Annotated in this window: 11 protein-coding genes; all 11 read left to right on the forward strand. The window is 63.2% G+C overall.

From position 1 onward, the window contains the following. Nucleotides 1–3: 3 nt before the first annotated feature. Entirely contained in the window at nucleotides 4–1,716 is a 1,713-nt protein-coding gene (locus HME9302_RS02590) for a peptidoglycan D,D-transpeptidase FtsI family protein (protein ID WP_115365716.1), read from the forward strand. Beyond that, nucleotides 1,713–3,185: a UDP-N-acetylmuramoyl-L-alanyl-D-glutamate--2,6-diaminopimelate ligase gene (locus tag HME9302_RS02595; protein WP_115365717.1), complete on the forward strand. Its 1,473-nt coding sequence runs from the start codon at nucleotides 1,713–1,715 to the stop codon at nucleotides 3,183–3,185. The genes HME9302_RS02590 and HME9302_RS02595 overlap by 4 nt, the downstream gene beginning before the upstream one ends. Further along, complete coding sequence (locus HME9302_RS02600; RefSeq protein WP_115365718.1) at nucleotides 3,182–4,726, forward strand: UDP-N-acetylmuramoyl-tripeptide--D-alanyl-D-alanine ligase; 1,545 nt, start codon at nucleotides 3,182–3,184, stop codon at nucleotides 4,724–4,726. Before HME9302_RS02595 ends, HME9302_RS02600 begins: the two co-directional genes overlap by 4 nt. Next, a complete protein-coding gene (gene mraY, locus HME9302_RS02605) occupies nucleotides 4,727–5,797 on the forward strand; it encodes a phospho-N-acetylmuramoyl-pentapeptide-transferase (protein WP_115365719.1) in 1,071 nt (356 codons plus the stop codon). Between the two features lie 12 nt (nucleotides 5,798–5,809). Continuing rightward, nucleotides 5,810–7,228, forward strand: coding sequence for a UDP-N-acetylmuramoyl-L-alanine--D-glutamate ligase (gene murD / locus HME9302_RS02610; protein WP_115365720.1), 1,419 nt, complete (start codon nucleotides 5,810–5,812; stop codon nucleotides 7,226–7,228). Beyond that, a complete protein-coding gene (locus HME9302_RS02615; RefSeq protein ID WP_115365721.1) occupies nucleotides 7,225–8,457 on the forward strand; it encodes an FtsW/RodA/SpoVE family cell cycle protein in 1,233 nt (410 codons plus the stop codon). The genes murD and HME9302_RS02615 overlap by 4 nt, the downstream gene beginning before the upstream one ends. Further along, entirely contained in the window at nucleotides 8,454–9,785 is a 1,332-nt protein-coding gene (gene murG, locus HME9302_RS02620; protein ID WP_115365722.1) for an undecaprenyldiphospho-muramoylpentapeptide beta-N-acetylglucosaminyltransferase, read from the forward strand. Before HME9302_RS02615 ends, murG begins: the two co-directional genes overlap by 4 nt. Then, nucleotides 9,782–11,209, forward strand: coding sequence for a UDP-N-acetylmuramate--L-alanine ligase (gene murC, locus HME9302_RS02625; RefSeq protein ID WP_115365723.1), 1,428 nt, complete (start codon nucleotides 9,782–9,784; stop codon nucleotides 11,207–11,209). The genes murG and murC overlap by 4 nt, the downstream gene beginning before the upstream one ends. A 95-nt stretch (nucleotides 11,210–11,304) precedes the next feature. Next, a complete protein-coding gene (gene murB / locus HME9302_RS02630; protein WP_230080028.1) occupies nucleotides 11,305–12,183 on the forward strand; it encodes a UDP-N-acetylmuramate dehydrogenase in 879 nt (292 codons plus the stop codon). Then, nucleotides 12,180–13,133 carry a D-alanine--D-alanine ligase gene (locus HME9302_RS02635; RefSeq protein ID WP_115365725.1) on the forward strand — a complete coding sequence of 318 codons (954 nt, stop codon included), beginning with the start codon at nucleotides 12,180–12,182 and terminating at the stop codon, nucleotides 13,131–13,133. Before murB ends, HME9302_RS02635 begins: the two co-directional genes overlap by 4 nt. Beyond that, nucleotides 13,126–14,034, forward strand: a complete 909-nt coding sequence (locus HME9302_RS02640) for a cell division protein FtsQ/DivIB (protein ID WP_115367420.1) — start codon at nucleotides 13,126–13,128, stop codon at nucleotides 14,032–14,034. The genes HME9302_RS02635 and HME9302_RS02640 overlap by 8 nt, the downstream gene beginning before the upstream one ends.

Raw genomic sequence — 14,034 nt, forward strand, 5'->3', positions numbered from 1 at the left:
CAGATGACCTACAGCACGGCGATTGCCACGCACCGGGTTCAGCTGGTGAACGAGCGCCAGCGCGCCGTCACTTTCGCGCGCATGCGAGTGCTGTGGATCGTGGTCATTTTCGGCCTCGTCGCGCTGGTTGCCTTGTCACGGATCGTATTTCTGGGCCTGTCCGACAACGCACTACGTTCGGCCAGCCTGGAAGAGGCGCTGCTGCCGCCGCGCGGCGAAATCGCCGACCGCAACGGGGTACCGCTGGCGCGTGCTTTCCCCGCCTATGCGCTGTGGTTCAATCCCAAGGCGATGGGAGAAGACAATCCGCTGGTGAAATCGCCCCAACGCATTGCGGCAGAGCTGAAGGCCATCTTTCCCGACCTTGAAACGCACCGCGTGATTGAGAAACTGGCCAAGGGCCGCTCCGCCTATCTGCGTCGCCGCGTACTGCCCGAACAGGCCAGTCGCGTGCAGGCTATCGGCGAACTGGCTCTGGAACTGCCGCGCGAAACCGACCGCCATTATCCGCAAGGTACGATGGCCGCCCACATCCTCGGCTATATCGATCCCGACGGGAATGGGCAGGTTGGCATGGAGCAGGTGCTGGAACCGAAGCTGACAGACCCCGCCCAGCGCGGCGAGGCCCAGCTGCTGTCGATCGATATGCGTGTGCAGGGCGCGCTGGAAAGCGAGCTGCGCCGCGGAATGCTGGCCACCAATGCCATGGGCGCGGCAGGCATCGTGCTGGATGTCGATACGGGCGAAGTCATGGCGCTGGCGTCTCTTCCCGAATTCGACCCAAACAAGGTCGATGCGTCGGACAATGACCGCATCTTCAACCGCGTAACCAACCAGGTTTACGAGCTTGGCTCCACGTTCAAGCCCATCACCGTGGCCGCTGCGATCGACGCGGGCGTCGTGCGTGATTTTGGCAAGCGGTATCAGGCGGATCGCCCGCTGGAGCTGGGCGGGCACAAGATACGCGACAGCCACTATCTTGGCGCAACTTTGAATGTGGCAGAGACGCTGATCAAATCCTCCAATATCGTAACTGCCAAGATTGCGGACGATCTCGGCGAGAACCGGATGCGCGAAACGCTGGAAGAGCTTGGTATGAATGCCCGACCGCAAATCGAATTGCCGGCCAAGGGCAAGCCGATCTGGCCGGGCGACAAATGGGGCCGCCTGACCAACATGACGGTCAGTTACGGTCACGGCATCGCGGTCACTCCGCTGCACCTCGCCAACGCGTATGCCGCGATGGTGAATGGCGGCGTGTGGCGCCCGGCGACCCTGTACAAGCTGAAAGCTGGCGAGGCCCCGCGGGGCCGGCGTGTGTTCAAGGCCTCCACCAGCAGCCGGATGCGGCAGTTGCTGCGGATGATCTCGGTCTATGGCACCGGCAAAAGTGCCGATGCGCCGGGCTTCCGCGTGGGCGGCAAGACCGGCAGCGCGGAAAAGCCCGGCGTGGGCGGATATCGTCGAAAATCGCTCGTTTCGACCTTTGCCGCTGCCTTCCCGATGGACCGTCCGCGCTATGTCGTGATCGCCATGCTGGATGAGCCCAAGGGCACTACTGCCAGCAGTTTCCAACGCACCGCCGCGTGGAACGCCGCCCCCATCGTCGGGCGGCTGGTGCCGCAGATCGGACCGATGCTGGGCATACGGCCCGATACCACGCGCGATGTCGATATCAGCGATTTGCGCCCGCTCATTTCGAGCGACAAGACATGAAGCTTTCCAAACTCCTCGATCGCGCTGGACTAAGCTCAGCTGTTACTGATAACACCGATGTCAACGTGACCGGCTTCGCGATCGACAACCGCAAGGTCGCGCCCGGCGATGTGTTCGGCGCGTTTCGCGGCGGCACCGTCAATGGTGAGGACTTCATCCCTGCTGCCATCGCCGCCGGAGCGGTCGCCGTGGTCGCTGCGCCTGATGCGGTGGTGACGGGTGCGACACACATCGCCGTGGCCGAACCACGGCAGGCCTTCGCCAATCTCGCAGCTGGCTTCTTCACGCCGGTGCCTGAAACCATCGTCGCGGTGACAGGCACCAATGGCAAGACTTCTACCGTGGAGATGACACGGCAATTGTGGCGCATGGCCGGGATGGCGGCGGCCAGCATCGGCACGCTGGGAGTGACAACGCCCGACGAAAGCGTGTCTACCGGCCTGACAACGCCCGACATCGTGACATTCCTTGCCAATATGTCGGGCCTCGCCCGCGAAGGCGTGACCCATGTCGCTTACGAAGCATCCAGCCATGGCCTTTCGCAATTCCGCAACGAGGGGTTGTCCGTGGCAGCGGGAGCATTCACGAATTTCAGCCGTGACCACCTCGATTACCATGCCTCGATGGAAGAATATTTCGACGCCAAAATGCGGCTGTTCGATGAGGTCGTCCGCGATGGCGGAATAGCTGTGCTGTGGGCCGATGACGAGCACTCCAGCGCAGTGGCGGACCGGGCCAAAGCGCGTGGACTGTCGCTTTATACGGTCGGCGCTGAAGGCCATGATATCAGGCTTGTCGGACGGACTGCCACGCGGCTTGGCCAAGATCTCGTCATAGAGCATGGCGGTGCGCAGCGGACTGTTAAACTGCCGCTGATTGGCGAATATCAGGCCGCAAACGCACTGCTTGCCGCGGGTCTGGCGCTGGTCACCGGCGGCGATCCCGACCGGGTGTTCGACGGTATCTCCCGCCTCAGCCCCGTGCGTGGACGGCTGGAACGCGCCGTTATCTCTCCCAGCGGAGCGCCGGTCTATATCGATTACGCGCATACGGCGGACGCCCTGGAAGCAGCGATCGCCGCGCTTCGTCCGCATGTTAAAGGCCGGCTGACCGTCGTGTTCGGCGCAGGAGGCGACCGCGATCAGGGCAAGCGTGCGGATATGGGCCGCGTGGCCGCTGCTGCCGCTGACATCGTCATCGTGACCGACGACAATCCGCGCGGCGAGGACCCTGCGGCCATCCGTCGCGCGGTCCTTTCCAAAGCGGCGGGCGCACGCGAGATCGGTGACAGGCGCGAAGCGATTGCGCAGGCCATTCGCGGCGCGGCGCGCGAAGATATCGTACTTATTGCCGGCAAGGGCCATGAACAGGGCCAGATTGTCGGCGCAGGAGACACCATGAAAGTCCTTCCCTTCGACGATGTCGCCGTGGCCCGCGAATGCGCCGCTGCCAATGGAGCTTCGGCATGAGCGCGCAAGCCACGCTGGCAATCGACGCATTGCGCCAGTGGCCCGTACGCCGGCGCGACAGCCTGCCGCTGGCCTTGTGGGATGCGGATGCAGTCGCTGATGCCACCGGTGGTACTGCAAACGCCGGTTTTCAGGTGTCCGGCGTTGAAATGGATTCGCGCGATGTGCGTCCCGGCGATCTGTTCGTGGCCCTTAAGGGCGAGGCGATGGATGGCCACAAGTTCATCGACAAGGCTTTTGCCGCTGGAGCCGCCGCCGCCATCGTCGACCGTCCGGTGGACTGGCCGCATGTGCTCGTGAAAGACACCACCGCAGCGCTGCACGCACTGGCTGCTGCTGCTATCCGCCGAGCCGATGCGGTGCGGATTGGGGTAACCGGCTCGGTGGGCAAAACCGGCGTGAAGGAAGCTATCTTCGCCGCGCTCGACCGCAGCAGCCGGGGCGCGGCCCATCGCAGCGTGCGCAGTTACAACAACCATGTCGGCGTTCCGCTCAGCCTCGCAAGGATGCAGGCGCGCAGCCGCTTCGGCATATTCGAAATGGGTATGAACCATGCGGGCGAACTGTCCGGCCTGACGCAGCATGTTCGCCCGCATGTGGCGGTTATCACCACCATCGCACCCGCCCATATCGAGAATCTTGGCTCGGAAGAGGCTATCGCGGACGCCAAGGCAGAGATTTTTGAAGGCCTGGAAAAAGGCGGCACCGCCGTCATCCCGGCCGACAGCCCGCATTTCGAGCGATTGCTTGATCATGCCAGCCGTTCCGGCGCGCGCACCCTTTCCTTCGGGCGTGCGGACCATGCCGACGTGCGGTTGCTCGACGCCATACCCAGTGCCAATGGCGGCTCGCTCGTCACGGCACAGATGGGGCGGGGGCCGGTAACGGGCCGAGTCTGCTTCACCGTGGCGGAGCCGGGCGAACATTGGATTTCCAACGCGTTGTGCGTGATGGCGGCGGTACAGGCGGCAGGCGGCGATCTGGCTGCCGCCGGGCTGGCGCTCGCCGAAATGGGCGGGCTGAAGGGGCGCGGGGCACGGCACAGGATTGCTGCGCCCGGCGGTCATGCGCTGGTGATCGACGAGAGTTACAACGCCAATCCCGCTTCCATGCGGGCGACCCTGCGCCAGCTTGGCCAGACCCCCGCGACGCGACGCGTGGCAGTGCTCGGCAGTATGAAGGAGCTGGGCGATTTTGCACCCCGGTTCCATGCCGACCTGGCTGAACCGCTGGCTGAGGCGAATGTCGATCTTGCCATATTGGTTGGCGAGGAAATGCGCAGTCTGGCCAGCCAGCTGCACCGGAACCAGTTGGGGAAATCGGCTGCAGGCACGGTTGGCAGCGGACCGGCCTTCGCCCATTGCGATGGACCGGCCGAAGCCATCGGTGCGTTGGAAGAATTCGGTATCACGGCAGGCGATGCCGTGCTGGTGAAGGGGTCCAATTCGATTGGCCTTGGCCGGGTGGTCGATCATTTCACTCGGCTTGCCAACACCGGCCTTTCCATGAACGGACGGGCCACAACTGCCCGGGACGCCTGAATGCTGTATCTGCTGGCCGAATATATGGGGTTCGAAGGCATCTTCAACCTCATCCGTTACCAAACGTTTCGCGCGGGCGCGACGCTAATGACTGCGCTAATGATCGGCCTGTTTATCGGGCCGCGCTTCATCGCTATGCTGCGCGTACGGCAGGGGAAGGGCCAGCCCATTCGCGCCGATGGACCCGCCAGCCACCAGGCGAAGGTCGGCACCCCCACGATGGGCGGGCTGATGATCCTGATCGCGCTGTTCCTGGCGCTGATGCTGTGGATGGATCTGCGCAATCCGTTCGTCTGGGCTTGCCTGGCGGTGACTGCCGGGTTTGGCTTCATCGGGTTCCTCGACGACTACGACAAGGTCACGAAGAACAGCCATCGCGGCGTACCAGGCAAGGTCCGGTTGCTGATGGAATTCGTCGTGGCGGGCATCGCCGCCTATGTCATCGTCAGCCAGATCAACACCTCGCTTTACGTGCCGTTCGTGTCCGACCGGGCGATCCCGCTGGGGCCATTTTACTACGTGTTCGCCGCCATCGTGATGGTGGGCGCGGGCAATGCCGTGAACCTGACCGACGGGCTGGACGGGCTGGCAACCATGCCGGTGATTGTAGCGGCGGGTGCGTTTGCCATAATCAGCTATCTTGTGGGACGCGCCGATTACTCGGAATATCTCGGCATTCCGCACGTCCCGGGCGCGGGCGAGCTGGCTATCGTGTGCACCGCGATCATGGGGGCGGGACTCGCGTTCCTGTGGTTCAACGCGCCACCCGCCGCCGTCTTCATGGGCGACACCGGAAGTCTCGCCCTTGGCGGAGCGCTGGGGGCCATCGCGGTGGCCAGTCACCACGAAGTCGTGCTTGCCATTGTCGGCGGGTTGTTCGTGTTCGAAGCACTGTCCGTGATCATCCAGGTGTTCTGGTTCAAGCGAACGGGCAAGCGCGTGTTCCGCATGGCGCCCATCCATCACCATTTCGAACAGCTCGGCTGGAGCGAAAGCAAGGTCGTGATCCGGTTCTGGATCGTGTCGATCATCCTCGCGCTGATCGGTCTCGCTACGCTGAAGCTGCGGTGAGGTGACGGCGGCGTGATTACCTCCCCCTTCTTTGCCGGCAAACGCTACGCCGTACTTGGTCTTGCGCGCAGCGGGCTGGCGGCGGTGGAAAGCCTGCTGGAAAGCGGGGCGCAGGTGACCGTCTGGGACCGGCAGGACGAAGCTCGTAGCGCATTGGCGGACAGGTTCGGCGACCGGGTGACGCTGGCCGATCCGCTGGAAATTAGTCTCGCCGGGTTCGACGGGGTCGTGGTATCGCCCGGCGTTCCCCTGAATACACACCCGATCAGCGCCCGCGCCGCGCAATTCGGTGTGCCGGTCATCGGCGATATCGAACTGTTTGCACTCGCCCGCGCCGCACTGCCGCCGCACCGTGTCATCGGCATTACTGGAACCAACGGCAAATCCACAGCAACTGCGCTGGTCGCCCATCTCTTGGATGCCGCGGGCTTGCCGGTTCGGATGGGCGGCAATATCGGGTTGCCGGTGCTGGCTGAAGACCCCCTGCAGCCGAACGATGCGGGCGCCGGCGTCTATGTGCTGGAACTGTCGAGCTACCAGATCGACCTGACCCGTTCGCTTGCGTGCGAAGCCGCGGTATTGCTGAATGTCACGCCCGACCATCTCGATCGGTATGACGGGTTCGAAGCTTATGCGTTTTCCAAATCGCGCCTGTTCGCCATGCAGGGCAGCACGCAATTCGCGGTGTTCGGGTCGAGCGATGCCGTCACGCGCGGGTTTATGAACGCAGCGGCCGAGCGCCGGCCCGAAGGACGCATCGTCTCGATCGGTGCGGTGATAGGACGCGAAGGTCTGGCCGCACTGCAACCGGCTTGGCCATCCTTGCAGGGGCCGCACAATCTTGAAAACACTGGCGCTGCCGTCGCGTTGGTCGAAGCGATGGGCGTGACCCGTTCGCAATGGGAACCGGCGCTCGCCAGTTTCAGTGGACTGCCGCACCGGATGGAGCGGTTGGGCACGCATGACGGTGTGCTGTTCGTAAATGACAGCAAGGCTACCAATCAGGCCTCCACCGCCCCTGCACTTGCCGCATTTCCGCCCGCCGATGACGCAAGGCCGCGTATTCATTGGATCGTCGGCGGTCTGGCCAAGGAAGACGGGCTGGGTGAATGCGAGGCACAGCTAGGCTGTGTCGCCGCCGCCTATACAATTGGCGAGGCTGGACCGCGTTTTGCCGAAATGCTGGAAGGACGCGTGCCGGTCACGCAATCTGAAATGCTGTGCGAGGCGGTGCGAGGCGCGATTGCCGCCGCAAAGCCAGGCGATGTGGTATTGCTCAGCCCGGCCTGCGCCAGTTTCGACCAGTTCCGCGATTTCGCGAAACGCGGCGACGCGTTTCGCCATGCCGTCAGCGTTCTTGCGCAGGACAATCTTGCAGGCGACCCATGCTTGTTCCCTGCGGACGCCGGTAAAAAGACGTCCAGCGCATGAGCAGCGCACCTGAAGCCGTACGCCCTTCACCCGCCGGAAATGCGGCCAATCCTTATGCCGCACAGATTGCCCATGCAGCGCAATCGGAGATAAAGATCTGGTGGCGCGAAATCGACCGCTGGCTGATTGTGTTGGTTTTGATGCTGATGGCGATCGGAACTGTCGCGGTAGCCGCTGCCTCGCCTGCCAGCGCGCGTAGGCTTTCTACGGCGGAAACGACCCTGCCGGATTTGTATTTCTACTGGGCGCATATTCGCTGGCAGATACTGGGCTTGCTGGTGATGTTCGTAACATCGCTGGTGCCGAAGGAACGCGCACGGCGCGGCTCGATCCTGCTGGCGGGGCTGATGCTGTTCCTGTTGCTGCTGGTGCCGGTCATCGGATATGAGGTGAACGGCGCGAAACGCTGGATACGCTTCGGCGTGGGCGTGCAGCCGAGCGAGTTTCTCAAGCCCGCTTTCGCTGTTACTTTGGCATGGATATTGAGCTGGCGGCTGCGCGATCCCGATCTGCCGGTGCTGTGGGTGGCGACGGGAGCGATGGCGCTGGTCGGCGCGCTGCTGATGTTGCAACCCAATCTGGGCGCGACCCTGCTGTTCGGCGGCGTGTGGTTCGCCATGTTGCTGCTGTCCGGTGTGTCGATCAGCCGCATCGGGGGAATTGCAGCCTTGGGTACGGCGGTGCTGACCATCACCTATTTTCTTTACGACAACGCCCGCCACCGGATCGACAGTTTCTTTGGTGGCGGCACGGCGTTCGACCAAGTCGATCTTGCTTCCCGAACTCTGCTGGCAGGCGGTTGGACGGGCAGCGGGTATGGTCTCGGCATCCGTAAGTTCAACCTGCCCGAAGCGCACACGGACTACATCTTCTCCGTGATCGGCGAGGAATTCGGACTGATCGTCTGCGCGGTCGTTGTTCTGCTATATCTCGCCATCGTTGTGCGCGTGCTGGTGCGGCTGGCGAATGAGGAAGATCTGTTCACCCTGCTGGCAGGCGCCGGACTGACCGCCTTGCTGGGGGGGCAGGCGTTTATCAACATCCTCGTCAATTTGCAGCTTTTCCCGTCGAAAGGCATGACTTTGCCGCTAGTGTCTTATGGCGGGTCGTCCACCATCGCGATATGCTTTACAGTCGGTCTCCTGCTCGCGATCACGCGGCGCAACCCGTTCCTCAAGCGTGAGGTGCCGGGGCTGAAGGCCATGCTGGACAAGGATACGCCGCGATGAATGCCACCACGGATAAAGGCGCGGCCGGCGCGCAGCCCATTCCTGGCGGCGCAAACAGGCATTTCGTCCTGGCAGCGGGCGGAACCGGTGGCCATCTGGTGCCCGCATTTGCGCTGGCGGCGGAACTGGAACGGCGCGGCCACCATGTCGCCTTGATAACCGACGAACGCGGCGCGGACATTCCGGGCAAACCCGATTTCCTGCCCGCTCACGTCCTTCCCGCAGGCCGCTTCGGCAAGAACCCGCTGACCTGGATCAAGGGCATCAAGGCCGTGTGGGAAGGGCGCAGGATGGCGCTTCGCCTGTTCGAAAGCTTCCAGCCGAGCGCCGTCATCGGCTTCGGCGGATACCCTGCCTTACCCACGATGCTGGCGGCAACATCCGCCGAAATTCCCGCGATCGTCCACGAACAAAATGCCGTATTGGGGCGTGTGAACCGGCTGATGGCCGGACGGGTCGATGCCATTGCGACCTCCTACCCCAAGGTGGAGCGTCTGGCTGGCAAACACGCGAACAAGGCGCATTTGGTTGGCAACCCGGTGCGTCCGGCTGTGCTTTCCCTGCGCGATGAACCATTTCCCGAACTGTCCGAGGACGGGTTGTTGCGCGTGCTGGTGACAGGGGGAAGCCAGGGTGCGCGGGTCTTGTCAGAAGTGGTGCCGGACGGTCTCGCCATGCTGCCGCCTGCCTTGCGCAGCCGTCTGCAGGTCACGCAGCAATGCCGCGCAGAGGATGTGGACGCGGTGCGGGGGCGGTATGCGGACCATGGCATCCCCGCCGAACTCGGTACTTATTTCGAGGATATGGAAGCGCGCCTCGCCGATGCGCATCTGTTCATCGGCCGCGCGGGTGCATCGACAATTGCCGAACTTACCGCCGTGGGCCGGCCTGCCATCCTGATCCCGCTCCCCATCGCGACCGACGACCATCAGGCTGCCAACACCCGCGAAATGACGAAGGCAGGCGGCGCGCGCATGATCCGGCAGCCGAAAAGCACTATTGATGATCTAAGCCGCAAGGGTGAGGAAGCGAACAAGCAGCGTCTGAAACAATCGGACGAATTGCAGAAGTTGGCGAAAGAAATTTGTCGCCAGATCAGGGTTCTTGCCGATCAGCCGGACGCGCTTGCCAACGCCGCCCATGCCGCATGGAATTGCGGGCGACCCAAGGCGGCGAAGGACTTGGCCGATCTGGTCGAAAGCTTCGGCGGGGCAGAATTGATGGATGTGATCCGGGTCGGCGGCAACAATGCGCGCGGCGCTACGCAGGGCCATGCGGTGGGCCAGACCGCCACGCGCGACAGCGTAACCGAAAAGGGCGCGAAATGAGCGGCGTTTCCACCGATATCGGGACCATCCACTTCGTCGGCATCGGCGGCATCGGCATGTCCGGCATCGCGGAAGTGATGCACAATCTGGGCTACACCGTGCAGGGTAGCGACATTGCCGAAGGGCCCAGCGTGGAACGCCTGCGTGCGCGCGGTATCGAAGTATCCATCGGCCATGCGGAAGAAAATGTCGACGGCGTGGCGGTGGTTGTCACTTCGACTGCAGTGCGCCGCACGAACCCCGAAGTGGCCGCCGCGCTGGAAAACCGCATTCCCGTGGTACGTCGCGCCGAAATGCTGGCCGAACTGATGCGGCTGAAGCGCACCGTTGCGGTCGCCGGAACGCATGGCAAGACCACTACCACCAGCATGATCGCTGCATTGCTCGATGCAGGAGGGGTTGACCCGACTGTCATCAACGGCGGCATCATCAATCAGTACGGTTCCAACGCCCGGCTGGGTGACAGCGAATGGATGGTTGTGGAAGCCGACGAAAGCGACGGCAGCTTCCTGCGTCTGGACGGTCAGATCGCGGTCGTGACCAATATCGATCCCGAACACCTCGACCATTATGGCAGCTTCGACGCCGTAAAAGACGCGTTCGTGGAATTTATCGAGAACGTGCCGTTCTACGGCGTGGCGGTGCTGTGCATCGACCATCCCGAAGTGCAAGGCGTCATCAGCAAGGTGCGCGACCGGCGCGTGCTGACATATGGCTTTTCCGCGCAGGCCGATCTGCGCGGAGAGAATATTCGCAGCGAAGGCGGCTCCAACGTGTTCGATGCGGTGCTGCGAGCCCGCGATGGTAGTGTGACGCGGATCGATGACATTCGCCTTCCCATGCCCGGACGGCACAATGTCCAGAACGCGCTGGCAGCAGTGGCCGTAGCGCTGGAAATGGGCTGCGACACGGACATCATCTGCAATGGTTTTGCACAGTTCGACGGGGTGAAGCGGCGCTTCTCGCATGTCGGCGAGACTGGCGGAGCCGCGATAATAGACGATTATGCCCATCACCCGGTGGAAATTCGTGCCGTGCTGTCGGCAGCGCGCGAAGCGGTCAGCAGCGCGAAAGTCCCGGGCCGGGTCATCGCGGTAGCGCAGCCGCATCGCTATTCCAGGCTGGGCGATCTGATGGAGGACTTCCAGACCGCCTTCAACGATGCGGATATCATCTATGTGACACCCGTCTACACGGCCGGCGAAGACCCTATCGAAGGCGTTAGCGCTGACGCTCTTGTGTCTGGCCTACGTGATCGCGGCCACCGGTCCGCTTCCGTCGTGGCCAATGCCGAGGAGTTGGCAGTCGAACTGGCAGGAGTGGTCCAGGAAGGCGATATGGTTGTCTGCCTTGGTGCGGGCGACATAACCAAATGGGCCGCCAGTCTTGCCGATGCTGTCGATACCAAACGAGCTGCGGCATGACACAGCCGGGTGATTTCGAACCAGGTGAACAGGGCGCCGCTCCCGACGGTGACGGCAATCTGGTTGGCCGCGGAAGTTTGCCCGGCCCGGTTTCGATGCACGGCATATCCGGCAAGCTGACGGCGAACGCTCCGTTGGCGAAGCTGGTCTGGTTCAAGGCGGGCGGCGCAGCGGACTGGCTGTTCGAGCCTGCCGACGCCGCCGATCTGCGCGAATTTCTGGCGCGCGTCGGCGGGGCTATGCCGGTCATGGCGTTGGGTCTCGGATCCAACCTCATCATCCGTGACGGGGGTGTGCCCGGCGTGGTGGTGAAGCTGGGCAAACCGTTCGCGAATGTTGAAACGAACGCCGACCATATCGTTTCATGCGGCGCTGGCGCCCATGGGATACTGGTCGCATCCGCCGCGCGCGATGCGGGCATTGCCGGGCTGGAATTCCTGCGCGGCATACCAGGCACCGTGGGCGGCTTCGTGCGGATGAATGGCGGGGCGTACGGCGCGGAAGTATCCGACATACTGATCGATTGCGACGTCGTGATGCCGGGCGGCGCATATATGACGTTGCCTGCCGCCGACCTGCAATACTCCTACCGCCATTCGGCCTTGCCCGAAGGCGCGGTGGTGGTCTCCGCCCGCTTCCAGGGGAAACCCGGCGACCCTGCGCACATTGGTGCGGAAATGGACCGGATTGCCGAAGCGCGCGAGGAATCGCAGCCGCTGCGTACCAAGACCGGCGGATCGACTTTCAAGAACCCCGAAGGCGGGAAGGCCTGGAAGCTCGTCGACGAGGCGGGTTGCCGCGGCTTGATGCTGGGCGGCGCACAAGTGAGCGAGAAACACACCAACTTCCTCATCAACACCGGCGATGCGACCAGTGCGAATATCGAAGGGCTGGGTGAGCTGGTGCGCGACAAGGTGAAGGTCCAGTCAGGCTACGCGCTCGAATGGGAAATTCAGCGGGTAGGCAGGCCATGAACGATCTTGCGAAACTTCACATCGCCGTATTGATGGGCGGCTGGGCGGCGGAGCGCGAGGTGTCGCTGATGTCCGGCAGTGCCATTGCCGATGCGCTGGAAGCCAAGGGCCACCGCGTGACCCGGATCGACATGGACCGTGACGTGGCCACGCACATCGCAGCCGCTGCGCCCGATGTCGTGTTCAACGCGCTTCACGGCGTGCCGGGAGAAGACGGCAGCGTGCAGGGAATGCTCGATCTGATGGGCGTGCCCTACACCCATTCCGGGCTCGCCACCTCGGTCATCGCGATCGATAAGCAGCTAACCAAACAGGCACTGGTACCCGCCGGTATCCCTATGCCGGGCGGGCGGATTGTCCGCAGCGAAGACTTGTTCGCAGCCGACCCTTTGCCGCGCCCATACGTCCTGAAGCCGGTTAACGAAGGGTCGTCCGTCGGCGTTGCGATCGTGACGGACGAAAGCGATTACGGCCAGCCTATCGCGCGCGATGCGACGGGCCCGTGGCAGGATTTCGCACAACTTCTGGCCGAGCCTTTCGTCCGGGGCCGCGAAATGACTACTGCCGTGGTCGACACGCCGGACGGGCCGCGCGCTCTGGGTGTGACGGAACTCGTCATCGCGAATGGCTGGTACGATTACGAACACAAATACACCGAAGGCCAGACCGACCACATCTGTCCCGCCGAAATCCCGGATGATATCGCCCGGTTATGCCATCAATACGCGCTGACTGCACACAAGGTGCTGGGGTGCCGTGGCATCAGCCGAACGGATTATCGCTGGGACGACAGCCAGGGCGAGGATGGATTGTTCGTGCTGGAAACCAATACGCAGCCCGGCATGACGGCGCTCAGCCTGGCGCCGGAACAGGCCAAAGCGGCCGGGATCGAGTTCGGCGACTTGCTCGAAATGATCGTGGCAGCGGCTTTGGAGGATGCAGATGGCTAGCACTATCAAGCGCGGCGGGCGCAATGTCCGTCGCAGCGCCGCCGCCAGCAAGCGCGCCGCCACCACGCGCCGGGCAAAGGCACGCGGCGGCTCGATGATCGACGGTGCCATGGCGCTGCTTCCCTTTACCGAGGAGCAGCTGCACCGGATATTCATGGCCATCATTCTGGGCGGCGCGGTCGCGCTTGCGTGGTTCGTAGCAAGTCTTGCAGGTGTCCCTGCCATGGCGCAGCACCAGCTCGCAATCATCGCCAGCGATGCGGGTTTCGAAGTGCGCCGAGTGCAAGTGACCGGCGTCGACCGGATGAACGAACTGAAGGTTTATGAACGCGCGCTAGGTCAACGTGATAGACCTATGCCGCTCGTCGATTTGGCAGCGTTACGTGAGGAGCTCGTCGAACTGCCATGGGTGAAAGACGCGCGGGTATCCCGGCAATTGCCCGATACGCTGGTGATCGACATTGTGGAACGCACCCCGCACGCGGTTCTGAAGCGGCCCGACCGGCTGATGCTGATCGACGAGAGCGGCGAGGAGCTGGAGCCAATTTCCGCCGCCAATGCCAAGGGTATGCTCACCGTCGCTGGCCCCGGTTCGAGCAAGCAGATCGCCGCGCTGACGGGTTTGCTGCAGGCGGCTCCCGCCTTGAAACCGCAAGTGAGCGAAGCGGAGTGGATCGGCAACCGTCGCTGGAACCTGACATTCAAAACCGGGCAGGTTCTGGCCTTGCCGGAAGGGGACAAGCAGGCGTCCGGTGCGCTGGTGAATTTCGCGCGGCTTGATGGTGTGAACCGTTTGCTTGGCGGGAAGGTTGCGACATTCGACATGCGCGCGCCGGAGCGTATCTATATGCGTATTCCCGGGCGCGAGGCGCGCGAGCTCGATCCCAAGGGCGGCAGTTAA

This window comes from Alteripontixanthobacter maritimus, from assembly GCF_003340475.1.
Lineage (GTDB): Bacteria > Pseudomonadota > Alphaproteobacteria > Sphingomonadales > Sphingomonadaceae > Alteripontixanthobacter > Alteripontixanthobacter maritimus.

What these genes read in the sequence shown, in the direction of transcription:
- HME9302_RS02590 (WP_115365716.1), top strand. Translation starts at nt 4, where the DNA reads ATGACCTACAGCACGGCGATTGCCACGCACCGGGTTCAGCTGGTGAAC.
- HME9302_RS02595 (WP_115365717.1), top strand. Translation starts at nt 1,713, where the DNA reads ATGAAGCTTTCCAAACTCCTCGATCGCGCTGGACTAAGCTCAGCTGTT.
- HME9302_RS02600 (WP_115365718.1), top strand. Translation starts at nt 3,182, where the DNA reads ATGAGCGCGCAAGCCACGCTGGCAATCGACGCATTGCGCCAGTGGCCC.
- mraY (WP_115365719.1), top strand. Translation starts at nt 4,727, where the DNA reads ATGCTGTATCTGCTGGCCGAATATATGGGGTTCGAAGGCATCTTCAAC.
- HME9302_RS02615 (WP_115365721.1), top strand. Translation starts at nt 7,225, where the DNA reads ATGAGCAGCGCACCTGAAGCCGTACGCCCTTCACCCGCCGGAAATGCG.
- murG (WP_115365722.1), top strand. Translation starts at nt 8,454, where the DNA reads ATGAATGCCACCACGGATAAAGGCGCGGCCGGCGCGCAGCCCATTCCT.
- murC (WP_115365723.1), top strand. Translation starts at nt 9,782, where the DNA reads ATGAGCGGCGTTTCCACCGATATCGGGACCATCCACTTCGTCGGCATC.
- murB (WP_230080028.1), top strand. Translation starts at nt 11,305, where the DNA reads ATGCACGGCATATCCGGCAAGCTGACGGCGAACGCTCCGTTGGCGAAG.
- HME9302_RS02635 (WP_115365725.1), top strand. Translation starts at nt 12,180, where the DNA reads ATGAACGATCTTGCGAAACTTCACATCGCCGTATTGATGGGCGGCTGG.
- HME9302_RS02640 (WP_115367420.1), top strand. Translation starts at nt 13,126, where the DNA reads ATGGCTAGCACTATCAAGCGCGGCGGGCGCAATGTCCGTCGCAGCGCC.